Source organism: Trinickia sp. (assembly GCF_057351765.1).
Genome location: NZ_JBMRBK010000012.1, coordinates 26466 through 48703, shown reverse-complemented (window position 1 = coordinate 48703; position 22238 = coordinate 26466). Strand labels below are relative to the sequence as shown.

The 22238-nt window shown below is 65.2% G+C and carries 18 protein-coding genes and 1 pseudogene; 15 read left to right on the top strand and 4 right to left on the bottom strand.

Going from position 1 to position 22238, the window contains the following annotated elements; genetic code table 11:
* A pseudogene (locus tag ACO1XS_RS02145) lies at positions 1 to 247 on the top strand (ABC transporter ATP-binding protein); the annotation flags it as partial.
* A gap of 129 nt (positions 248 to 376) precedes the next feature.
* Here the strand turns inward: ACO1XS_RS02145 and ACO1XS_RS02140 are convergent.
* Together ACO1XS_RS02140 and ACO1XS_RS02135 are read right to left on the bottom strand one after the other, a co-directional pair.
* The gene (locus tag ACO1XS_RS02140) at positions 377 to 1561 is read right to left on the bottom strand and encodes an acetylornithine transaminase (protein WP_331570381.1); all 1185 of its coding nucleotides are present in this window, start codon (positions 1559 to 1561) and stop codon (positions 377 to 379) included.
* Between the two features lie 306 nt (positions 1562 to 1867).
* Positions 1868 to 2899: a CDP-6-deoxy-delta-3,4-glucoseen reductase gene (locus ACO1XS_RS02135; RefSeq protein WP_486389921.1), complete on the bottom strand. Its 1032-nt coding sequence runs from the start codon at positions 2897 to 2899 to the stop codon at positions 1868 to 1870.
* A gap of 48 nt (positions 2900 to 2947) precedes the next feature.
* Between ACO1XS_RS02135 and ACO1XS_RS02130 the strand changes: the two genes are divergently transcribed.
* Positions 2948 to 3982, top strand: coding sequence for an NAD-dependent epimerase/dehydratase family protein (locus ACO1XS_RS02130; RefSeq protein ID WP_486389920.1), 1035 nt, complete (start codon positions 2948 to 2950; stop codon positions 3980 to 3982).
* On the opposite strand, the gene ACO1XS_RS02125 is transcribed toward ACO1XS_RS02130, so the two are convergent.
* Together ACO1XS_RS02125 and ACO1XS_RS02120 are read right to left on the bottom strand one after the other, a co-directional pair.
* Positions 3976 to 4680, bottom strand: a complete 705-nt coding sequence (locus ACO1XS_RS02125) for a 16S rRNA pseudouridine(516) synthase (RefSeq protein ID WP_486389919.1) — start codon at positions 4678 to 4680, stop codon at positions 3976 to 3978. The two genes, ACO1XS_RS02130 and ACO1XS_RS02125, sit on opposite strands and share 7 nt — an antisense overlap.
* Before the next feature lie 74 nt (positions 4681 to 4754).
* A complete protein-coding gene (locus tag ACO1XS_RS02120; protein WP_440561438.1) occupies positions 4755 to 5645 on the bottom strand; it encodes a LysR family transcriptional regulator in 891 nt (296 codons plus the stop codon).
* Between the two features lie 109 nt (positions 5646 to 5754).
* On the opposite strand from ACO1XS_RS02120, the gene kdgD reads away from it, so the two are divergent.
* From kdgD to ACO1XS_RS02055, 13 genes are all read left to right on the top strand, one after another.
* On the top strand, positions 5755 to 6681 hold the full coding sequence (kdgD, locus tag ACO1XS_RS02115; protein ID WP_331570371.1) for a 5-dehydro-4-deoxyglucarate dehydratase: 927 nt from the start codon (positions 5755 to 5757) through the stop codon (positions 6679 to 6681).
* Positions 6678 to 8270 (top strand): aldehyde dehydrogenase (NADP(+)), encoded by a 1593-nt coding sequence (locus ACO1XS_RS02110; protein ID WP_486389918.1) that lies wholly within the window; start codon positions 6678 to 6680, stop codon positions 8268 to 8270. Before kdgD ends, ACO1XS_RS02110 begins: the two co-directional genes overlap by 4 nt.
* A 93-nt stretch (positions 8271 to 8363) precedes the next feature.
* Positions 8364 to 9722 (top strand): MFS transporter, encoded by a 1359-nt coding sequence (locus ACO1XS_RS02105; RefSeq protein ID WP_331570367.1) that lies wholly within the window; start codon positions 8364 to 8366, stop codon positions 9720 to 9722.
* Positions 9723 to 9825: 103 nt separating this feature from the next.
* Entirely contained in the window at positions 9826 to 11202 is a 1377-nt protein-coding gene (locus ACO1XS_RS02100; RefSeq protein ID WP_414720260.1) for an enolase C-terminal domain-like protein, read from the top strand.
* Positions 11203 to 11259: 57 nt separating this feature from the next.
* Complete coding sequence (gudD, locus tag ACO1XS_RS02095; RefSeq protein WP_331570363.1) at positions 11260 to 12603, top strand: glucarate dehydratase; 1344 nt, start codon at positions 11260 to 11262, stop codon at positions 12601 to 12603.
* 89 nt (positions 12604 to 12692) lie between these two features.
* Complete coding sequence (garD, locus tag ACO1XS_RS02090; protein ID WP_486389917.1) at positions 12693 to 14288, top strand: galactarate dehydratase; 1596 nt, start codon at positions 12693 to 12695, stop codon at positions 14286 to 14288.
* Positions 14289 to 14315: 27 nt separating this feature from the next.
* Positions 14316 to 15167 (top strand): NAD-dependent epimerase/dehydratase family protein, encoded by an 852-nt coding sequence (locus ACO1XS_RS02085; RefSeq protein WP_331570359.1) that lies wholly within the window; start codon positions 14316 to 14318, stop codon positions 15165 to 15167.
* Between the two features lie 4 nt (positions 15168 to 15171).
* The gene (locus ACO1XS_RS02080) at positions 15172 to 16101 is read left to right on the top strand and encodes an SMP-30/gluconolactonase/LRE family protein (RefSeq protein WP_331570357.1); all 930 of its coding nucleotides are present in this window, start codon (positions 15172 to 15174) and stop codon (positions 16099 to 16101) included.
* A gap of 50 nt (positions 16102 to 16151) precedes the next feature.
* Positions 16152 to 17312 carry an extracellular solute-binding protein gene (locus tag ACO1XS_RS02075; RefSeq protein WP_331570356.1) on the top strand — a complete coding sequence of 387 codons (1161 nt, stop codon included), beginning with the start codon at positions 16152 to 16154 and terminating at the stop codon, positions 17310 to 17312.
* 66 nt (positions 17313 to 17378) lie between these two features.
* On the top strand, positions 17379 to 18461 hold the full coding sequence (locus ACO1XS_RS02070; protein ID WP_331570354.1) for an ABC transporter ATP-binding protein: 1083 nt from the start codon (positions 17379 to 17381) through the stop codon (positions 18459 to 18461).
* Positions 18458 to 19327, top strand: a complete 870-nt coding sequence (locus ACO1XS_RS02065; protein WP_331570352.1) for an ABC transporter permease — start codon at positions 18458 to 18460, stop codon at positions 19325 to 19327. The genes ACO1XS_RS02070 and ACO1XS_RS02065 overlap by 4 nt, the downstream gene beginning before the upstream one ends.
* On the top strand, positions 19327 to 20256 hold the full coding sequence (locus tag ACO1XS_RS02060) for an ABC transporter permease (RefSeq protein ID WP_414720259.1): 930 nt from the start codon (positions 19327 to 19329) through the stop codon (positions 20254 to 20256). The genes ACO1XS_RS02065 and ACO1XS_RS02060 overlap by 1 nt, the downstream gene beginning before the upstream one ends.
* Before the next feature lie 250 nt (positions 20257 to 20506).
* Positions 20507 to 22237, top strand: coding sequence for a ShlB/FhaC/HecB family hemolysin secretion/activation protein (locus ACO1XS_RS02055; RefSeq protein WP_486389916.1), 1731 nt, complete (start codon positions 20507 to 20509; stop codon positions 22235 to 22237).
* Position 22238 lies beyond the last annotated feature (1 nt).

Below are 22238 nucleotides of genomic sequence, written 5' to 3'. Positions count from 1 at the left end.
TAAGCTGCTGTTGCTCGACGAACCGTCGATGGGTCTCTCGCCGATCATGGTCGAGAAAATCTTCGAGGTCGTGAGGGAGATTTCGAAGGAGGGCATCACGGTGCTGCTGGTGGAGCAGAACGCGCGGCTCGCGCTGCAGGCTGCGGATCGTGGCTATGTGATGGACTCCGGCGCGGTCACCATGTCGGGCAACGCGAAGGATATGCTCGACGATCCGAAGGTGCGGGCAGCCTATCTCGGTGAGTAAGAGCCAGTCGTGACCGGGCGAGCGGGTCTCTGCCTGTCCCAATGAGAAAGGCCGCATGTTCTTGCATGCGGCCTTTCTCGTTTATCGGCGGTCAGTGTGGGGCACTGTGTATGGCCCCGCGGCGCACGGTCAGAGCGAGTCGAGCACCTCCCGCAGCATCGCCATCATCTGGTCGATTTCCTCGGTGGTCACGTTCAGCGCCGGCATGAAGCGCAGCAGGTTCGGACGCGCAGCGTTGAGCAGCAGGCCATCGGGCTGCATGAGGCGGGCCTTTTCGACGATCTGCGGGCCGATGTCCTTGCCGAGCAAGAGCGCTCGCAAGAGGCCTTCGCCGCGCTCACCCTCGAAGCCGCGTTCCGCGGACAACTCGATGAGCCGTTCGCGCAGGTACTCGCTGCGCTCACGCACGCCTTCGAGGAAGCCGGGCGCCGTCAATTGCGAGAGCACGGAGTAGCCGACGGCCGTCATGAGCGGATTGCCGTTGTAGGTGCCACCTTGATCGCCCGCGTCGAAGCACGCGACGTCGGCCTTCGAGAGCAGCGCGGCAAGGGGTACGCCCCCGCCGATGCCCTTGCCGAGCGTCATGATGTCGGGCTCGATGCCGGACAGCTCATAGGCGAAAAGCGTGCCCGCGCGACCGCAGCCGCTTTGCACTTCGTCGACGATCAGCAGCACGTTGTGCCGCTGCGTCAATGCTCGCAGCTCCCGCATGAATTCGCGCGTGGCGGGAATCACACCGCCTTCGCCCTGGATCGGCTCGAGCATGACGGCGACCGTCTTGTCGCCGATCAGTCGCTCGACCGACGCAATGTCGTTGAGCTCGGCCTTGGGAAAGCCCGGGACCTGCGGCGCGTAGATCGTGTCCCAGCCGGGTTTGCCGCTCGCGGACATCGTGGCGATCGTCCGTCCGTGAAAGCTGTGATCGAACGTGATGATCTCGTATGCGCCGTTCTTGAATTTCCGGCCCCACTTACGCGCAAGCTTGATCGCGCCTTCATTGGCTTCCGCGCCGCTGTTGGCGAAGAACACCTTGTCGAAGACGCTGTATTCGGTGAGCAGGCCGGCGAGCTTTGCCATCGGCTCGTTGTAGAAAGCCGGCGATGGATTGATCAACGTGCGTGCCTGCTTTTCGAGCGCTTCGATCATGCCGGGATTACAGTGACCCAGGCAGTTCACGGCCCAGCCTTGAATGAAATCGAGGTAGCGCCTGCCTTCGTTATCGAAGATCCACGAGCCTTCGCCATGAGTGAAGACGACCTCGGGCCGGTTCGTGATGTACATCAGCGATTGCGTCGGGTATTCGTTGAAATGCATGGGGCGCTCCGCGAGAGTGAGAGAAGGCAACGATCCGTAAAAATGAAAAAAGCCACGGGAGTCCGTGGCTTTCGCTGTTTGACCGGGTTTGCGCCTAGCGTTGTTGCTGCGAGGCGCGCATCCGCGACGAGCCGACGGCTTCCCAAGCGGGCAGCGAGCGGCGACGTCGGAAAAGGGTGTGGATGCGGTTCATGCGCGCAAGAATACGACAGCGCGCGCATCGATGCAATCGCTTCGTCGTGTCCGCGTTGCGCATCGCCATCGTGCCGGCGCATGTCACGCAATTGAAACCCACGCCGCCGTACGTCACACCGCGTTGGCGAGGTCAGCTTCGCTCGTGAACGAATCGGCGTAGAACTCGTCGGCGGGCAGGCCATGATGACTCGTGAAGTCGCGCTGTGCCGCTTCGACCATGACCGGCGCGCCGCACGCATAGACCTGATAACTCGAGAGATCGGGCAAGTCCTCGATGACGGCGCGATGCACGAAGCCGGTCCGGCCGCTCCAGGCGTCGCTTGCGTCGGGCTCGGACAGCACCGGCACGAACTTGAAGTTCGGGTGATCCTTTTCCCATTGCTGCGCAAGGTCCATCAAATAGAGGTCCTTCTTGCGGCGACCGCCCCAATAGAGCGTCATCGGGCGTTCGAGGTTCCGGTGAAAAGCGTGCTCGATGATCGCCTTGATCGGTGCAAAGCCGGTGCCCGAGGCGAGCAGCACCATCGGCTTGGCCGAATCCTCGCGCAGGAAGAACGTGCCGAGCGGGCCTTCGAAGCGAAGGATCTCGCGCTCTTTCATGGTGCCGAAGACGTGATCGGTGAACGTGCCGCCCGGCATGTGGCGGATATGCAGTTCGATCGGGCCTTCCTCGTGCGGCGCGTTCGCCATCGAATAGCTGCGGCGCTTGCCGTCCTTCAGAATGAACTCGATGTACTGGCCGGCGAGGTACTGCAGACGCTCGTTGGCGGGCAATTGCAGCTTGAGTACGACGACATCGTCGGCCCGGCGCTCGATGGCGTTCACGCGGCACGGCAGCTTCTTGACCTGCATGTCGCCGACGCCGGCGATCTCGCGCACGTCGATGACGAGATCCGACTGGGCGGTGGCGCAGCAAAAGAGCGCCATCCCGCGCGTCTTTTCGTCGTTCGACAATGCCGACGACGAATGCGAACGTTGTTCGATCTGGCCCGACACGAGCGTGCCTTTGCACGAGCCGCACGCGCCGTTCTTGCAGCCGTAGGGCAGGCCGATGTTCTGGCGCAGCGCGGCCGTCAGCACGGCTTCGTCGGGTTCCACTTGAAACTGCCGGCCGCTTTGCCGGAGGGTCACGTTATAGGCCATAGCTTTGCAACGAAGATGTCAATCCAGGGGCCGGCTACAATGCCGGCCATGAGAACCACACGACTTCTGCGGCGCTCACGCGTGCTGATCGTCGGATGCGGCGACGTCGGCCTGCGGGCGGCGGGTCTGCTCGTGCGCCGAGCCGCGCGAACGCGCGTCATCGCGCTGACGAGCCACGCCGAACGCGCGCCACTGCTGCGCGCCGCGGGCATCACGCCAATCGTCGGCGATCTCGACGTGGCGCGCAGCCTGCGGCGCCTGTCAGGTCTCGCGACGACGGTGCTGCATCTCGCCCCGCCACCGCCCGATGGCGATACGGACCCGCGCACGCGCGCGCTGGTTGCGGCGCTGACCGCGCCGGCGAAGCTGCGCGCCGCGCGTGGGCCCGTCGCACCGGCGGGTCGGCTGCGGGGCGCCGCCACACGCACGCAGCCATCGGCGGAGCGGCGACAAACGAGTATTGTACCCGACGCTCTCATCGCGCCGCGGCGCATGCGTCTCGTCTATGCGAGCACGACGGGAGTCTATGGGGATTGCGGCGGCGCCCTGATCGACGAAACGCGGCCCGTCAAGCCTGTGAACGCACGCGCGAAGCGCCGTGTATGCGCCGAGCGGACGCTGCGGCGCGCGACGGCGCGCGGCGCGCTCGCCGCCAGCATCGTGCGGATTCCCGGCATTTATGCGGCTGATCGGCTGCCGCTGGCGCGCATCGAGCGCCGCATGCCGGCGCTCGTCGATGCCGACGACGTCTACACGAACCATATCCATGCCGACGATCTGGCGGCGATCCTGCTGCGCACGCTCGCTCGCGGCGCGGTTTCGCGGGTCTTCCATGCCAGCGACGACAGCGTATTGAAGATGGGGGAGTACTTCGACCGCGTCGCCGATGCGTACGGGCTCGCCCATGTCCCACGCATTTCGCGCCAGCAGGCCGAGCAGCAACTCGAACCCGTGACGCTCTCGTTCATGAGCGAGTCACGGCGCCTCGCCAACGGGCGCCTCGTCCAGGAGTTGCGCGTCAAGCTGCGTTATCCGAGCGTCGACGATTTTCTTGCGACGGTGCGTACCGGCCCCGGTCAATGACCGGCTAGCGCGCCGAGCTCGTGCTCGCCGAGCCACTGCCAGGCACCCGGCTCGAGGGCATCGGGCAGCGCGAGCCCACCGATGCGCTGGCGGTGCAGCCCTTCGCAGCGGTTGCCCGCCGCGGCGATCATGCGCTTCACCTGGTGATACTTGCCTTCGTTGATCGTCAGCTCCAGGCATCGCTCGCCGCGCGCGTGGACGGCCGCGGCGGCGAGCGGCTGACGCTCGCCGTGCAACAGGACCCCCGCGCGCAGCGCGGCGAGTTGCGCCTCGTCGAGCGCGTGGCGTGTCGTTGCCAGATAAGTTTTCGGAACCTTGCGCTTCGGCGACGTATAGGTATGCACGAATTGACCGTCGTCCGACAGTAGCAGCAAGCCCGTGGTGTCTTCGTCGAGCCGCCCGACGCACTGCACGCCTCGCGCCACCAGCGGCGCGGGCAAGAGCGCAAAAACGCTCAGGTGGTGCTGCGGTTCGCGCGAGCATTCGTAGCCGGCCGGCTTGTTCAGCATTAGATAGGCGCGTTCCCGGTACTGCCAGCGGCGGGCGTCCACCTCGAATTCGAGCGCAGCCGTTGCGAACTCCACGGTGGGATTCTGGCAAACGGCGCCGCCGATACACACGCGGCCTTCGGCAATCAACGCGCGGCACTGCCGTCGCGAGCCGAAGCCCTGCGTGAAGAGAATGCTTTCGAGGTCCATAGGGCAGCGCGCAAATAAATCGAGCGCATTCTACCAAGCGGCCGAACGCATCGATCGCCACGCGGCGCGCCGTCTCAACCCGCGATCGTCTTGTAGAGCACGTCCTTGAGCATCGCGAATACGGGGTTGTCGTTATCGTTGCGATGTACGAACAGCAGCTCGACGGGGCTCGCGGGCGTCGTGCGCACGGGCCGGTAGACCACGCCTTCGAACCGCAGCATGGCCGCGGCTGCGGGAATCAGCGCGACGCCGATGCCCGCGCGCACGAGCGCCAGCATCGAATGGATCTGACTCACGTACTCCACGATATCGGGCAATACGCCGGCGCGCTCCAGCAGGCCGCTGACGAGCTGGTGAAAGTAGCGGGCCTCGTATGGCGAATACATGAGCAGCGGCTTGCCAGCGCAATCGGCGAGTGCTGGCCGCGCGGGCCACTGCTGGGCGGCCGCGACGGGCAACGCAAGTACGAGCGCTTCGCGCGTGCACGGCTGAGCGACGAGTTCGCCATGCTCGACCGGCGGGCGCAAGAAACCGACATCGATTTGCCGGGCATCGAGCGCCTCGAGTTGCGCGCCGCTCACCATCTCCTTCAACGTGAGCCTCACGCCCGAGGAGGCCGCTCGTACCGCGCTGACGAGCGAAGGCAGCACCCCGTAGCCCACGGACGCCGTAAAGCCGATCGCGAGCGATCCCGCGGCGCCGGCCGCCACCCGACGAGCCGTCGCGGCAGCCTCGTCGGCCAGACGCAGGATGCGGGCCGCATCGGGCAGAAAACTGCGGCCCGCAGCGGTGAGCCGCACCGATCGGCTGCTGCGCTCGAACAGTTCGGTGCCCACCTGATGTTCGAGTAGACGGATTTGTCTGCTCAGCGGCGGCTGGGTCATGTGAAGTCGTTCCGCGGCCCGTCCGAAATGGAGTTCCTCGGCGACGGCCACGAAACAGCGAAGCTGGCTCAGTTCAAACATTGATTCAAAAGAGGTATTAATCGAGTCAGTCGTTATCTTGGACGTGAATCGTTCGCGGTGCAAGAATCGCCTCATTCTTCGTCAGGAACGCTTTCCACGCGCTATCAACATGACCCGCTATACGCCCACCGAATTCGCCCGCCAGATTGGCACTGGCTTGTTGTCGTTCCCGGTTACGCATTTCAAGGACGATTTCTCGTTCGACGAAAGTGCGTACCGTGCCAACCTCGATTGGCTGTTCAGCCATCCCGCCTCGGGCCTGTTCGCCGCGGGCGGTACCGGCGAGTTCTTTTCGCTGACGCCGGCTGAGGTCAGCCGCGTCGTGCGCGCCGCCGTCGAGGAAACGGGCGGCCGTGTGCCCGTCATCGCACCGGCCGGCTACGGCACGGCAATGGCCAAGGAGTTCTGCCAATCGGCCGAGGCTGCGGGCGCGGACGGCATTCTGTTGTTGCCGCCCTATCTGACGGAAGCGGCGACCGATGGCGTGGCCGCGCACGTCGAGCAGGTCTGCAATTCGACCAAGCTCGGCGTCATCGTCTATAACCGCGCGAATCAGATTCTCGATGAAGTCGCGCTCGAGCGGCTCGCCGAACGGTGCCCGAACCTGGTCGGCTTCAAGGATGGCGTGGGCGATCTCGAACTGATGACGCGCATCCACGCGCGCCTCGGCGACCGCTTCACTTACGTCGGCGGACTGCCGACGGCCGAAACGTTCGCGTTGCCGTACCTGACCCTCGGCGTGACGACGTACTCGTCGGCGATCTTCAACTTCCTGCCGAAGTTCGCGCTCGATTTTTATGCGGCGGTGCGCGCGAACGATCATGCGAAGGTCTATGCCGAACTGAACAAGTTCGTGCTGCCTTACATTGCGCTGCGCAACCGCAAGCGGGGCTACGCGGTGTCGATCGTCAAAGCGGGCATGCGTGCGATCGGCCGTCCGGCCGGACCCGTACGGGCGCCGCTCACGGATTTGACCGAGGCAGAGTTCGCCGAACTGTCGCAGCTCGTGAGCCGCGTGCATGAGGTGCAAGCATGACGGTATCGGGCGAGCTCCTGATCGGAGCGGCGCGCGTCGCCGGCACGGCTGGCTCGTTTCGCGCGATCGAAGCCGCGACCGGTGAGGCACTCGAGCCGGCCTTTACGCTCGCGAGTCTCGACGAGGTGCTGCGTGCCTGCGCGCTCGCCGAGGCCGCCTTCGATATCTACCGCGAGACGACGCCCACGGCGCGTGCCGCGTTTCTCGAAACGATTGCAACCGAAATCGAAGCGCTCGGCGATGAACTGATCGAGCGGGCGATGGCTGAAACGGCATTGCCGCGCGCCCGCCTCGAAGGCGAGCGTGCGCGTACCTGTAATCAACTGCGGCTGTTCGCGCGGCTTGCGAAAAGCGGCGATGCGCTCGATGTGCGCGTCGATCCGGCGCTGCCCGAGCGCAAGCCCCTGCCGCGTGCCGATCTGCGCATGCGCCGGATTCCGCTCGGCCCGGTCACCGTGTTCGGCGCGAGCAATTTCCCGCTCGCGTTCTCGGTAGCCGGTGGCGACACGGCCGCTGCGCTCGCTGCGGGATGTCCCGTGATCGTGAAGGCGCACTCGGCTCATCCGGGTACTTCCGCGCTCGTCGGCAGCGCGGTGCAGCGCGCCGTTGCACGCTGCGAACTGCCCGAAGGCGTGTTCTCGCTGCTCTTCGCCGAAAAGGAAAAATCGGGCGCGCTCGTTGCCGATCCGCGTATTCAGGCCGTCGGCTTCACCGGCTCGCGCGCGGGCGGTATCGCGTTGATGCGCATCGCACAGTCGCGCCCCCAGCCGATTCCCGTTTACGGCGAGCTGAGCGCGGTCAATCCGGTGTTTCTGCTGCCGGCCGCGCTCGATGCACGTGCCGACGCGCTGGGCGCGCAGTTCGTCGATTCGTTGACGCTCGGCGCCGGCCAATTCTGCACGAACCCGGGGCTCGTGCTCGCGATCGACGGTGCCGGCCTGGACCGATTCCTGAGCGCGGCCAAAGCGGCGCTTGCGCAGCGCGCAGCTCAGCCGATGCTGACGCCTGGCATCAGCGAGGCTTATCGCCGCGGCGTCGACCGTCTGGAGTACGAGCCGAACGTGCGCTGTGTCGCGCGCGGCCTTGACAGCGAGGAGCCGAACCGCGGCCGGGCGGGACTTTACACGACCGATGCCGACAGCTTTCTGGCTCAGCCCGCGCTGCACGAGGAGATTTTCGGGGCGGCCGCGCTCGTGGTGCGCTGCCGCGACGCGGCGCAGCTCGCCGCTGTGTCGCGCTCGCTCGAGGGGCAACTGACGGCGACGCTCCACCTGAACCCGGACGACGCGCGCGATGCCGTACTTGCGCGCACGTTGTTGCCGACGCTCGAGCGCAAGGCTGGACGCATTCTCGCGAACGGTTGGCCGACGGGCGTCGAAGTCACGCACGCGATGGTGCATGGCGGCCCGTGGCCGGCAACCACCGACGGGCGTTCGACTTCGGTCGGTACGGCGGCGATCGAGCGCTTCTTGCGGCCCGTTTGCTACCAGGACTTGCCGGACGCGCTGTTGCCGCAGGCATTGCGCGAAGCCAACCCGTGGGGCGTGCGACGCCTCGTCGACGGACAACCGGCGCCCGGGGGCGCCTGAGAGCGGTCGGCAAACCGGCCGGGCCCAGGTCCGGTCAACGCAAGGCGTGCGCGAGCAACAAGCGAAGCGGCGCCAATAAACGGAGGAGACAATATGGAAATCAAGGCCCCCGCTGTCGGAGCCCAGAGTACCCCGACCGCATTGCGCGCGACGCGCGTGCGCTTTTTGATCCTCACGATGTTGTTCATCGTGACGACGATCAACTATGCCGACCGTGCCACGGTCTCGATTGCCGGCTCCGCGATGCAAAAGGACCTTGGCATGAGCGCCGTGCAGCTCGGCTACATCTTCTCTGCTTTCGGCTGGTCCTATGTGATCGCGCAGTTGCCGGGCGGCTGGCTGCTCGACAAGTTCGGTTCGCGGCGCGTCTATGGTGCGAGCATTCTGATCTGGTCGATCTTCACGTTCACGCAAGGCACGATCGGTTTTCTGACCGGCGCGGCCGCCGTGGGCGCCGTGTTCGCACTGCGCTTTCTCGTCGGCGTTGCCGAAGCACCGGCTTTCCCGGCCAACAGCCGCATCGTCGCAGCCTGGTTCCCCGCGAACGAGCGCGGCACCGCATCGGCCATTTTCAATTCGGCGCAATACGCCGCCACGGTCATTTTCGCGCCCATCATGGCGTGGCTCGTGCATAGCTTCGGCTGGCATCATGTATTCATCGTCATGGGCGTGCTTGGCGCGATCGCCGCCGTCGCCTGGCAGGTGTTCGTGCGCGATCCGAAAGAGCACCCGCGCGTGAACCGTGCCGAGATCGAGTACATCGAGAACGGCGGGGGGCTCGTCGATATCGACCGTGCCGTGACCGCCGAACGCCGCAGCGGCCCGAACGTCGCCTACATCAAGCAGTTGTTGCGCAACCGCATGCTGATGGGTATCTATATCGCCCAGTACTGCATCAACGCGCTGACCTACTTTTTCATCACCTGGTTTCCGATCTATCTCGTCCAGGCGCGCGGCATGTCGATCCTGAAGGCGGGCTTCGTCGCTTCGGTGCCCGCAGTGTGCGGCTTTCTCGGCGGCATCCTCGGCGGCATCATCTCCGATGCGCTGCTGCGGCGCGGCGCCTCGCTCTCGATCGCCCGCAAGGTGCCGATCGTGCTCGGGATGCTGCTGTCGATGAGCATGGTCATCTGCAATTATGTGGATGCGCAGGTGGTCGTGGTCGCGTTCATGGCGCTCGCATTCTTCGGCAAGGGACTGGGCGCGCTCGGCTGGGCGGTCAACTCCGATACCGCACCGAAGCAGATCGCCGGCCTTTCGGGCGCGCTCATGAATACGTTCGGCAATCTGTCGAGCATCACGACGCCGATCGCCGTAGGCTATATCGTCGGTCATACGGGTTCGTTCAACGGCGCGCTCGTCTTCGTCGGCTTGCACGGGCTCGTGGCATGCATTTGCTACATCTTCGTCGTCGGCAAGATCCAGCGCGTGGAACTCGCGCCGGTACGATGATCGCGAAGCGATGAGCAGACAACGAACACGATAGGAGCGAATCAAGGTGGAGCAGCAAACGACGGACGACGGCAAGCAAGGCAACACACCGCGCGTGACCGGCATGCAGGTGATTCCGGTTGCGGGACGCGACAGCATGCTGCTGAACCTGTGCGGCGCGCATGGCCCGTTCTTCACGCGCAATCTCGTGGTGCTGAGCGATTCGGCCGGTCGCACCGGTGTCGGGGAAGTGCCGGGCGGCGAGGGGATTCGCGCGGCCCTGGAACGCGTGATGCCGCTCGTCATCGAGACCGAAATCGGCCGCATGAACGGCACGCTGAACGCGATCCGGCGTGCGCTGGGCGGCGGCGCCGATGCGGCGCATCGCGGCACGGTCTACGAAGTCGGCTCGCAAGCCGAATCCGCCGTGCTGCGCCAGCCGCACGAAATCAATCTGCGGATGGATAACGTCCTGACGGCCGTCGAGGCGGCGCTGCTCGATCTGCTGGGCCAGCATCTGGGCGTGCCGGTGGCCGAGCTGCTCGCGAACGGCCAGCAGCGCGACCGGGTGCCGATGCTCGCCTACCTGTTTTATATCGGCGAGCGCCGCAAAACCGACCTGCCGTATCTCGACGGCGCCGGCGCGCGCGACGGCTGGTTGCGCTTGCGTCACGAGGCGGCACTGACGCCGCAGGACATCGCGCGTCTTGCAGAAGCGGCGACCGACCGCTACGGGTTTGCCGACTTCAAGCTGAAGGGCGGTGTAATGGACGGCGACGAGGAAATGCAGGCCATCGCCGCCATCAAGGCCCGTTTTCCGAACGCGCGCGCGACGCTCGATCCGAACGGCGCGTGGTCGCTCGACGAAGCCATTCGGCTGTGCCGCGGGCAATCGCATCTGCTTGCCTATGCCGAAGATCCGTGCGGCCCCGAGAACGGTTATTCGGGGCGCGAGACGATGGCGGAGTTCAAGCGCGCCACGGGTATTCCCACGGCCACGAACATGATCGCGACCGACTGGCGGCAGCTCGGCCATGCCGTTTCGCTGCAAGCGGTCGATATCCCGTTGGCCGACCCGCATTTCTGGACGATGCAGGGTTCCGCACGCGTTGCCCAGTTGACGAGCGAGTGGGGCCTCACCTGGGGCTCGCATTCGAACAACCACTTCGATGTTTCGCTCGCGATGTTCACGCATGTCGCCGCGGCGGCCCCGGGGCCGATTACGGCGATCGATACGCACTGGATCTGGCAGGAGAGCGAAGAGCGGCTCACGCGCGAGCCGCTTCGAATCGTCGGCGGCACGGTGGGGGTGCCCGAGCGGCCGGGCCTCGGCATCGAGATCGACATGGACCGCGTCATGCGGGCTCACGAACTCTACAAGTCGCTCGGCAGCGGTGCGCGTGACGACGCGATGGCCATGCGCTATCTCGTGCCGGGCTGGACCTACGATCCGAAGCGGCCGAGCTTCGGGCGCGCGATGCGCGGCGCGAGCCGCGCATAGTCGACGTCGAACATGCAATAGCACCAGCAACAGCAACTGCAACCGATACACCGATCCATGATGCCGAACGCTTCAAGTAAAACTCCGCTGATCGCGCGCATGCGCGTGGTTCCCGTCGCGGGCCGGGACAGCATGCTGCTCAACCTGAGCGGCGCGCACGGACCGTTTTTCACCCGCAACATCGTCATCGTCGAGGATAGCGACGGCCGTACGGGGCTTGGCGAAGTGCCGGGCGGCGAAGCCATTCGCACGACGCTCGAAGAGGCCGGCGCGCTGCTCGTCGGGACGCCGATCGGCCGCTGGCAGGACGCGCTCAATGCCGTGCGCCGCCGCTTCGCCGATCGCGACTCGGGCGGACGCGGCAACCAGACGTTCGATTTGCGGGTGACCGTGCACGCCGTGACGGCGATCGAAGCCGCGCTACTCGACTTGCTCGGCCAGTATCTCGACGTGCCGGTAGCCGCGCTTCTCGGCGAGGGGCAGCAGCGCAGCCACGTGCCGATGCTCGGCTACCTCTTTTATATCGGCGATCGCGGGCGCACGAAGCTCGACTATCGTAGCGAGCCCGAAGCCGATAACGACTGGTTCCGGCTGCGCAACGAAGTTGCGCTGACGCCCCAGGCAGTCGTGAACCTCGCGGTGGCCGCGCGCGAACGCTATGGTTTCCGCGATTTCAAGCTCAAGGGCGGCGTGCTGCCCGGCGACGAGGAAATCGAGGCGGTTACGGCGCTGGCCAAGCGTTTTCCGGATGCGCGCATCACGCTCGATCCGAACGGCGCGTGGCCGTTGGCCGAAGCCATTCGTCTGTGCCGTGACAAGCACGATGTGCTCGCCTACGCGGAAGACCCCTGCGGCGCCGAAGGCGGCTACTCGGGCCGCGAGGTCATGGCCGAGTTCCGTCGCGCGACGGGGCTGCCCACCGCTACCAACATGATCGCGACCGACTGGCGCCAGCTCGGCCATGCCGTATCGCTGCAATCGGTCGATATTCCGCTGGCCGATCCGCATTTCTGGACGATGCGCGGCTCGGTGCGCGTCGCGCAACTGTGCGCCGAATGGGGGCTCACCTGGGGCTCGCATTCGAACAACCATTTCGATATTTCGCTTGCGATGTTCACGCATGTCGCGGCGGCCGCGCCCGGCAACATTACCGCGATCGACACGCACTGGATCTGGCAGGACGGTCAGCGGTTGACGCGGGCGCCGTTCGAGATCGTCGAAGGTCAGGTGGCCGTGCCCGAGCGCGGCGGCCTCGGTATCGAACTGGATGAAGAGGCGCTGGCCGAGGCGCACGCACTTTATCTCGAGCATGGGCTCGGCAGCCGCGACGACGCCGTCGCGATGCAGTACCTGATCCCGGACTGGAAGTTCGACAACAAGCGCCCGTGTCTCGTACGCTGAGCGCATGAATACCCGCCTGTCTGTCGCCCTCGCGATAGCCATTCGGCCGACAGACAGGCACTGAAGCAGTCACGATGGAGTCTCAAGCAATGTCCGCTTCCACCACTGCGCCCGCGCAGACCGCCGAGGGCGCGCTCACGATCCGCGTCGACGAGCGCGACAACGTTGCGATCGTCGTCAATGCCCGCGGGCTGCCCGCCGGCACGACGCTCCCCGACGGCACCGTCCTCGCGCAGGGCGTACCGCAAGGACACAAGGTCGCCCTCTCCGATCTGGCCGAGGGCGACGCCGTCGTCCGCTACGGCGAGATCATCGGCTATGCCGCGAAGGCGCTGCCGCGCGGTAGCTGGGTCGACGAGCACGCCGTGCAGTTGCCGCAGCCGCCGGCGCTCGATGCACTGCCGCTCGCCACGCGGCCCGCGCCCGATCTGTCGCCGCTCGAAGGCTACACGTTCGAGGGTTATCGCAATGCCGACGGGACCGTCGGCACGAAGAACGTCCTCGGGATCATGACGAGCGTGCAGTGCGTGGCCGGCGTCACCGATTACGTCGTCGAGCGCATCAAGCGCGAGCTGATGCCGCGCTATCCGAACGTGGACGACGTCGTCGCGCTCACGCACACGTATGGCTGCGGCGTCGCGATCAACGCGCCGGCCGCGATCGTGCCGATCCGCACGTTGCAGAACCTCGCCGTGAATCCGAACTTCGGCGGCGAAGTGATGGTGATCGGACTCGGCTGCGAAAAGCTCGTACCCGAGCGGCTCGTTCCGTCCGAGCTCGCACCGGGCGGCCGCATCCCCATCGAAGTGGCCGGCAAGCCCGAATCGCCCGTGCTGTCGCTGCAAGACGAGGCGTATCACGGTTTCGGCGAGATGGTCGATGCGATCCTCGAGATGGCCGACAAGCGCCTTGCGCGCCTGAACGAGCGCCGGCGCGAGACCTGCCCCGCCTCCGATCTCGTGATCGGCGTGCAGTGCGGCGGCAGCGACGCGTTCTCGGGCGTCACGGCCAATCCGGCGGTCGGCTTTGCGGCCGATCTGATCGTGCGCGCGGGCGGCACGGTGATGTTTTCCGAAGTGACCGAAGTGCGCGATGCGATCCATCTGCTGACGCCGCGCGCCATCGACGAAGACGTCGGTCGCGCGCTCTTGCGCGAGATGGCCTGGTACGACGACTACCTGAGCGGCGGGCGCGCCGACCGCAGCGCGAATCCGTCGCCCGGCAACAAACGCGGCGGCTTATCGAACGTCGTCGAAAAGGCGCTGGGTTCGATCGTCAAGTCGGGCACGAGCCCGATCGTCGACGTCCTCGGCCCGGGCGAGAAAATGCGGCGCAAGGGTCTCATCTTTGCTGCCACGCCGGCGAGCGATTTCGTCTGCGGCACTTTGCAGCTCGCCTCCGGCATCAACCTGCAGGTCTTCACGACGGGCCGCGGCACGCCTTACGGCCTGGCGATGGCGCCCGTCATCAAGGTCTCCACACGCAAGGCGTTGTCCGAGCGCTGGCACGATCTGATCGACCTCGACGCGGGCCGCATCGCGACGGGCGAGGCCAGCATCGCCGACATCGGCTGGGAGCTGTTCCGCATGATCCTCGACGTGGCGAGCGGCAAGCGCGAGGTGTGCGCCGACAAGCTCGGCTTGCGCAACGACCTCGTGCTTTTCAACCCGGCCCCGGTAACCTGATCCAGAGCTGCTCAGAGCTGACTCGACATGACGACTGAAACTCTCACGACCGCGGACCCGCTCTCGGGTGTCGGCACACGCTGCGGCCGCATCCTGCTCACGGGCGCGGCGGGCAACCTCGGGCGCGTGCTGCGCGAGCGCCTCACCCGGTATTGCGACGTGCTGCGCTCGTCGGACTTGGGTCCGATCGCCGATCTGCACGAAGGCGAAGAATCGATGCCTTGCGATCTGGGCGATGCCGCGGCGGTCGACGCGCTCGTGCGCGGCTGCGATGCGATCGTTCACTTCGGTGGCGTATCGGTCGAGCGTCCGTTCGAAGAGATTCTCCCGGCGAACATCCAAGGCACCTACAACCTCTACGAAGCGGCGCGCCGACATGGCGTGCGGCGCATCGTCTTCGCGAGCTCGAACCACGTCACCGGCTTTTACCGCCAGGACGAAGTCGTGAGCCCCGAAGACCCGCCGCGTCCCGACGGCTACTACGGGGTTTCCAAGGCGTTCGGCGAGCAACTCGCGCGTTTTTACTTCGATCGCTACGGCATCGAATCGGTCTGCGTGCGTATCGGCTCGTCGTTTCCGGAGCCGAAGGATCGCCGCATGCTGACGACCTGGCTCGGTTACGACGACCTCGAGCAGCTCGTGCGCCGCGCGATGTTCGTGCCGGAGGTGGGCTGCCTGATCGTGTACGGCGTGTCGGCCAATCGCGACTGGTGGTGGGACAACGACGCGGCCGCCGCGCGTATCGGCTATGTGCCGGCACAAACGAGCGAACCGTGGCGCGCGCGTATCGAAAACGAGCAGCCGCCGCTGCCCGAAACCGACCCGGTGCGCCGCTATCAGGGCGGCGGGTTCGTGATCGTCGGCCCGTTCGGAGACTAGGGCGATGCGGCAAACGGTATCGATCGAGCGTATCGGCGCCATGCGGTGCGAGGTCGGCGAAAGCCCGGTCTGGCATGCTGGCGAGGGCGCGCTTTACTGGACCGACATTCCGCGCCGCATGCTGTGGCGCTGGCGCGCCGATGCGGGCGCCATCGAGCAGTGGGCGCTGCCGGAAATGGCGGGCTCGATCGCCATCACGGACGACGACGGCATTCTGTTGGCGATGGAATCGGGAATTTACCGTGTGCCGCGTCCCGATGCGGGTGGGCCGCTCGGCGAATGCACGCTGCTCGCGCGCGTCTACCATCCGCGTGGCGATATGCGCTTCAATGACGGACGATGCGACCCGTGCGGCCGCTTCATTGCCGGTACCATGGTCCTCGATACGACGCTCGCGATGCCGGTTGGCACGCTGATGCGGCTCGATGCGGGCGCGGGGTTCACCGCGCTCGTCGACGGACTCATCGTCTCGAACGGCCTTGCGTTCAGCCCGGACGGACGTACGATGTACTTGTCGGACTCGCATGCGAGCCGGCAGATCGTATGGGCCTTCGATTACGACATCGACACAGGCGAGCCGCACCGTCGGCGCGTGTTCGTCGACATGATCGTGCACGCGGGCCGGCCCGACGGCGCGGCGGTGGACGCTGACGGCTGCTACTGGATCTGCGGCAACGATGCGGGCGTCGTGCACCGTTTCACGCCCGCCGGCAAGCTCGATCGCAGCATCGAAGTGCCCGTTGCGAAGCCGGCCATGTGCGCATTCGGCGGCGCGCATCTCGATACGCTCTTCGTCACATCGATCGTGCAGGCTGGCGATCCGCTTTCGGGCGCTGTGTTCGCGTTGGACCCCGGGGTCACGGGACTGCGCGAACCGCTAGCGCGTCTTCAACCACGCCGCGAAGTTGAAAGAGCAACGAGCGGCACTCCATAACCGATAACCGCAAAGAGGCAACCGAGACCATGTTCAAAAACGGAGGAGACATGAAACGTACGCATTTCGCGCGACGCGCAGGCCATCTGGCGGCCGCAGTTTGTTTTTCGCTCGCGGCCGCGGCCGCGTCGGCCGAACCGGTCACGCTCAACATCGTCGATGTGGCCGGCAATCTCGCGCTGACCAAGCCGGGCTTCGAAGCGTTCAAGCAAGCGAACCCGAACCTCGTCAGCAACATCACCTACACGAACGCGCCGGCGCCGCAATTGCCGGGCAAGATCAAGGCGATGCAAGGCGCGGGCCGCTCGGATATCGACCTCGTGTTGACCGGGACTGACGCACTCGCGGCCGGTATCGAGCAGAAGCTGTGGATGACGCTGCCGTCGAAGATGATCGACGACGCGAATGCCAAGTACGCGCCGGGTCCGAAAGAGATGCAAAAACTCGCGCAAGGCGAGGGTCTCGAAGTGACGTTCATGCCGGCTGGACCGCTCGTGGAATACAACCCCGACAAGGTGCCGCCGAACGAAGTCCCGAAGACGCCCGAGCAACTGCTCTCCTGGTGCAAGGCGCATCCGAACAAGCTGATCTATGCGCGCCCGGCCAACTCGGGCCCGGGCCGTACGTTCCTGATGGGGCTGCCCTACATTCTCGGCGACAAGGATCCGCAGGATCCGATCAAAGGCTGGGACAAGACCTGGGCGTTCCTCAAGCAGCTGAACGAGTGCGTGCCGTACTACCCGGGCGGCACGTCGGCCGTCATGAAGGAACTCGGCGAAGGCACGCGTGACATGACCGTTACGGTAACGGGCTGGGACATCAACCCGCGCGCGCTCGGCGTCGTGCCGGCCGCCTTCAAGGTGCAGCCGTTCGACAACATGAAGTGGGTCAACGATGCGCACTACATGGTCATTCCGAAGGGCGTGGACAAGGCCAAGGTGGAAGTGCTCGAGAAGATGATGAACTTCATGCTCGAGAAGCCGCAGCAGGCAATGACCTACGACGACGGCTACTTCTATCCGGGCCCCGCGATCGACGGCTTGACGCCTTCGGACGCTCCCGAAAAGAGCCGGGTCGTGTTGCAGAAGTTCGGCCGGCCCGAATATGGCGGCTGGCTCAAGAAGTATCCGAACGTCCAGCCGCTGCCGGCCGAGAAGATGGTCGAGGCGTTCAAGAAGTGGGACGCCGAGATCGGTGCGCAGAAGAAGTAATTTGAAGTGAACGCGGCGGGGTAGCGCGAGCCGCCCCGCCGGCCAGATGTCAGTCAGGAAATCATCATGAAGCATACTTTCGATCGGTTGCGTCTCAACTCGGTGTGCCGCAGCTTCGCTAATGCCGAAGGCGCTCACGTCGCGGCGCTTCAAGGGCTCGATCTCGCGATCGAGCGCGGCGAGTTCATCGCACTGCTCGGACCGTCGGGCTGCGGTAAATCGACGGCACTCAACTGCATCGCCGGCCTGCAGCCGTTGACCGGCGGCGAGATCTGGCTGGACGACAAGCGGATCGACGTGCTGCCGCCCGAGAGGCGCGGCTTCGGCATGGTCTTTCAGAACTACGCGCTCTTTCCGCATATGAGCGTGCTCGAGAACGTCGGGTTCGGTCTGCGCATGCGCGGCGCGCCCAAAGCGGAAATCGAGCGCCGTGCGCGTGCGGCTTTGCAGCTCGTGCAGCTCGTCGGCCACGAGCACAAGCTGCCGGGACAGCTCTCGGGCGGTCAGCAGCAGCGTGTCGCGATTGCCCGCGCGATCGTCATCGAGCCGCCCGTCGTGCTGATGGACGAGCCGCTGTCGAACCTCGATACGAAGCTGCGCATCGAGATGCGCGCCGAAATCCGCCGCATTCACGGCGAGCTCGAGCGCGCGACGATCTATGTCACGCACGATCAGGACGAAGCGCTTTCGATGGCCGATCGCATCGTCGTGATGAAAGAGGGTCTCGTACAGCAGGTGGCATCGCCGAAGGAAGTGTACGGCCGGCCGAAGAACCTGCATGTGGCGCGATTCATGGGCTATCGCAATGTCGTCGCCTGTACGCTCGAAGGCGCGGTGGGCGAGGGCGTGGCTGTCGCCGCGGGCGGCGTGAAATTCGTGGCCACGCCGATGGAAGAGTTCGACGCGAAATCCGCGATGCTCGCCATTCGCCCCGAAGACCTCGTTCGTGCGCAGCCTGGCTCGACGAACGCTTTCGACGTCGACGTCGAAGTGGTCGAATACGGCGGCCGCGATTCGCTGCTCTTCGTCAAAGCGCCGTTCGGCAAGCTTTGGGCACGTGTGGAAGGCGAATTCGCGGAAGGCGAGCGTGTCACGCTTGCCATTGCCAGCGAGCGCGCGCTCGTCTATCGCGAGGAGCGCGCATCATGAGTGTGCTTTCGCTTTCGGGGCCGCGTGACGCGAAAGGATGGCTCGTCACGCCGGCACTCGGGTTCATTCTGGCGTTGTTCATCTATCCGTTCGCGTACGGGCTCGTGCTGTCGTTTCAGCCGATGAACGGCGGCGGCGTGCTGGCGAACTACGTTACGTTCTTCACCGACAGCGCGATGTGGCCGACGATCTTCGTCACGCTGAAGCTTGCCGTGCCGGCGACGCTCGTCAACGTGGGCTTGTCGGTGCCGGTCGCGTTCTCGTTGCGGCGCAAATCGCGGTACCAGAAGTTCGTGACCACGCTGCTCGTGATTCCGGTCACGCTTGGCACCGTGCTGATCGCCGACGGCATGCTCACCTACTTTTCGCCGAATGGCTGGTTCACGCAGGGCGTGCAGGCGCTGCATATGTATGGCGACGAAGTGCGGCTCACGCATAACTACTGGGGCGTGCTCATTTCGCTGATCGTCTCGGGCTTTCCGTTCGCGTTCCTGCTCACGCTGTCGTACGTGAGCGGCATCGATCCGACGCTGGCCCGTGCCGCGGCGACGCTCGGCGCGAATCCGTGGCAGCAGTTCCGGCAGATCTATCTGCCGCTGCTCGTGCCCGGTCTCACGATGGCCGCATGCCTCTCGTTCGTGCAGGCGTTCTCGGTCTTTCCGTCGGCCGTGCTGCTCGGCGCGCCGGCTGGGCCTACGCGTGTGATTTCGATCGCTGCCGCCGAGGCGGCCTTCGAAAGCTATGACTACTCGCTCGCCTCGACCATTGCGATCTTGATGGGCTTCGTGCAATTGCTGGTGGTGGGAGGCATGCTGGGTGCGCGGCGCTTCTTCTACACCGGGCCGGTGACGGGAGGAAAAGGATGATGGCGACCGACAATCAAACTGCGCGCGCGATATCGATGCCGGAGACAACCGGCTCGCGCGGCGCCGGCTCCAACTCCAACGCGCAGCCCGAACGCAAGCATACCGAGAGCCTCGGTGGCCGTGTCTGGAAGGTCATCGTGCGCGGGACGATGGTGTTTTTCCTGCTCAACGTGCTGTTGCTGATCGCCACCGTCGCGGTGAACTCCGTGGCGACGCGCTGGTTCGGCACGCTGCTGCCGCAGGGCTTCACGCTGCACTGGTACGCGCAGGCATGGAGCGACTTCCAGCTCTCGAGCGTGCTGTGGGTGACGGTCGAGGTCGTCGGCGCCGTAGTGCTGCTGTCGATCGCGCTCGGTGTGCCGGCCGCGTACGCCCTGGCGCGCGCAACGTTTCCCGGTAAGCGTCTCGTCATGCTGATGTTTCTGCTGCCGCTGATGGTGCCGCCCGTGACGTACGGCATTCCGATGGCGACCGTGATGTACAAGGTCGGCCTCGCCGGCACGCTGGCCGGGGTGATTCTGGCCAACCTGGTACCCGCGTTGCCGTTCGTCATTCTCGTGATGACGCCGTTCATCGAACAGCTCGATCCGAACCTCGAAGCCGCCGCGCGCATCTTCGGCGCCAACACGGCGCGGTACTTCCGCCATGTGCTGCTGCCGTTGCTGGTGCCCGGTATGCTGGCCGCCGGTCTGCTCGTGCTCGTACGCACCATCGGGATGTTCGAGTTGACGTTCTTTACGGCCGGGCCGAACACGCAAACGCTCGTCGTGGCGCTTTACTACGCGGTGTTTTCGACCGGCGTGCGCGCGCCGCAATCGATCGACGCGATGGCGATGATTTATATGGCCATCACGCTGGTGTGGGTCGTGATTGCGCTCCAGTTCGTGAGCCCGACGCAGCTGGTCTCGCGGGTGAAAGAGCAACGCTAGCACCTTGGCGGGAGCCGGCGTTCGCCCGGCCCCCCGCCGCCTGCCTCCTTCCCTGGAATCCTTTCCATCGTTCCCTGATGGTGGCCGTTCGGCCGATTATCGGACTGTTTCCGCTGGGTTGAACCCACGGAAACAGTCCGATATTTCATTTCCCCGCTCACCGATTACCTGTTAGTCCGAAAAATAGCGCCTTTCGCATACGTCACGGGGACAGTCGCCTGACTGTCGTGACATGGAACGGGGACTGGAGATGACCGACGGGAAGTCCATTCGCGGCAGCGGCGTGCTACGCGCCGTCTTCTGCGTATGGGCGCTATCGACATCGGGTGCGCACGCGCAGACGATTGCGCCGGGCGGGAGTGCACAGGAAGCGCTACGCCAACAAGAGCGCGAGCGCGCGTTCAGAGCGCAACAGGAAGCAGCGCCCGACATTCGGCTCGAACGGCCGGCGAAGGCCGGCATCGAACGGCTGCCTGAAAGCGAATCGCCGTGCTTTCGGATCGATCGCATCGTACTGGCCGGGGACGCGGCGGCGAAGTTCGAGTGGGCGCTCAAAGCCGCCGACCCGTCGAACGATCGCGCCACGGGCCGCTGCCTCGGCGGCGAAGGCGTTGGCCTCACGATGAAGCGCGTGCAAAACGCCATCGTCGCGCGCGGCTATATCACCACGCGAGTACTGGCCGCGCCGCAAGATCTGACGCAAGGTACGCTGACGCTTACGGTCATTCCCGGCCGTGTTCGCGCCGTGCGTTTTTCCGATGACAGCGGCCACCGTGCGACGAAATGGAATGCCGTGCCCGTGCGTTCCGGGGACATCCTCAATGTGCGCGATATCGAGCAGGCGCTCGAAAACTTCAAGCGCGTGCCGAGCGTCGAGGCCGATATCCAGATTGCTCCCGCCGAGGGTCTCGATGTCCAGCCCGGCGATAGCGATCTCGTCATCACATGGAAGCAGGCCTTTCCGTTTCGCATCACGTTATCGGCGGACGATGCCGGCAGCGAGTACACGGGAAAATACCAAGGCAGCGTCACGGTCTCCTACGACGACTGGTGGGCACTCAACGATCTTTTCTACGTCAGTTTCAATCGAGACCTTGGCCGAAGCTACGGCCAAGGCAAGGGGACGCGTGGCTACACGGCCCACTACGAGGTGCCCTACCGCTACTGGCTGCTCGGCTTCACCGCGAGCGGCTACGACTATCGGCAACGGGTCGCGGGCGCCAACCAGACGTACATCTACCGCGGCAGCGCGGAGAACGCCGAACTGCGTCTTTCGCGACTCGTATATCGCGATGCCGTACGCAAGACGAGCGCCTACGTCGCCGGCTGGCTGCGCAATTCGCACAACTATATCGACGATACCGAAATCGAGGTCCAACGCCGCCGGATGGCGGGTTGGGAACTCGGCGTGACGCATCGCGAGTTCATCGCGGCGGCGATATTCGATACGCGCATCGGTTACCGGCGCGGGACCGGAATGCTGTCGGCGCTTGCCGCACCCGAAGAACTATTCGGCGAGGGTACATCGCGCTCGGCGCTGATCACGGCGGACGCGCAGCTGAACGTGCCGTTCGGGATCTCGAAGCAACGCTTTCGATACGCCTCATCGTGGCGGGCGCAATGGAATCGCACGCCGCTTGTGCCGCAGGATCGCTTTCAGATCGGCGGCCGCTACACCGTGCGCGGCTTCGATGGAGAAAGCACGTTGCTCGGGGAGCGCGGATGGCTGTTGCGCAACGATTTGGGTTGGACGATCGGCGGCACCGGGCAGGAGCTTTATCTCGGCGTCGATTACGGCGAAGTCAGCGGTCCGTCGACGCCGCAACTGATCGGCACGCGTCTGGCCGGCGCAGTCGTCGGGTTACGCGGCGGCTACAAGCACTTCATGTGGGATCTGTTCGCGGGCCGCCCCGTCAGCAAGCCCGACGGATTTCAGACCGCGAACACGACCGCGGGATTCAACCTCCTTTGGTCCTATTGAG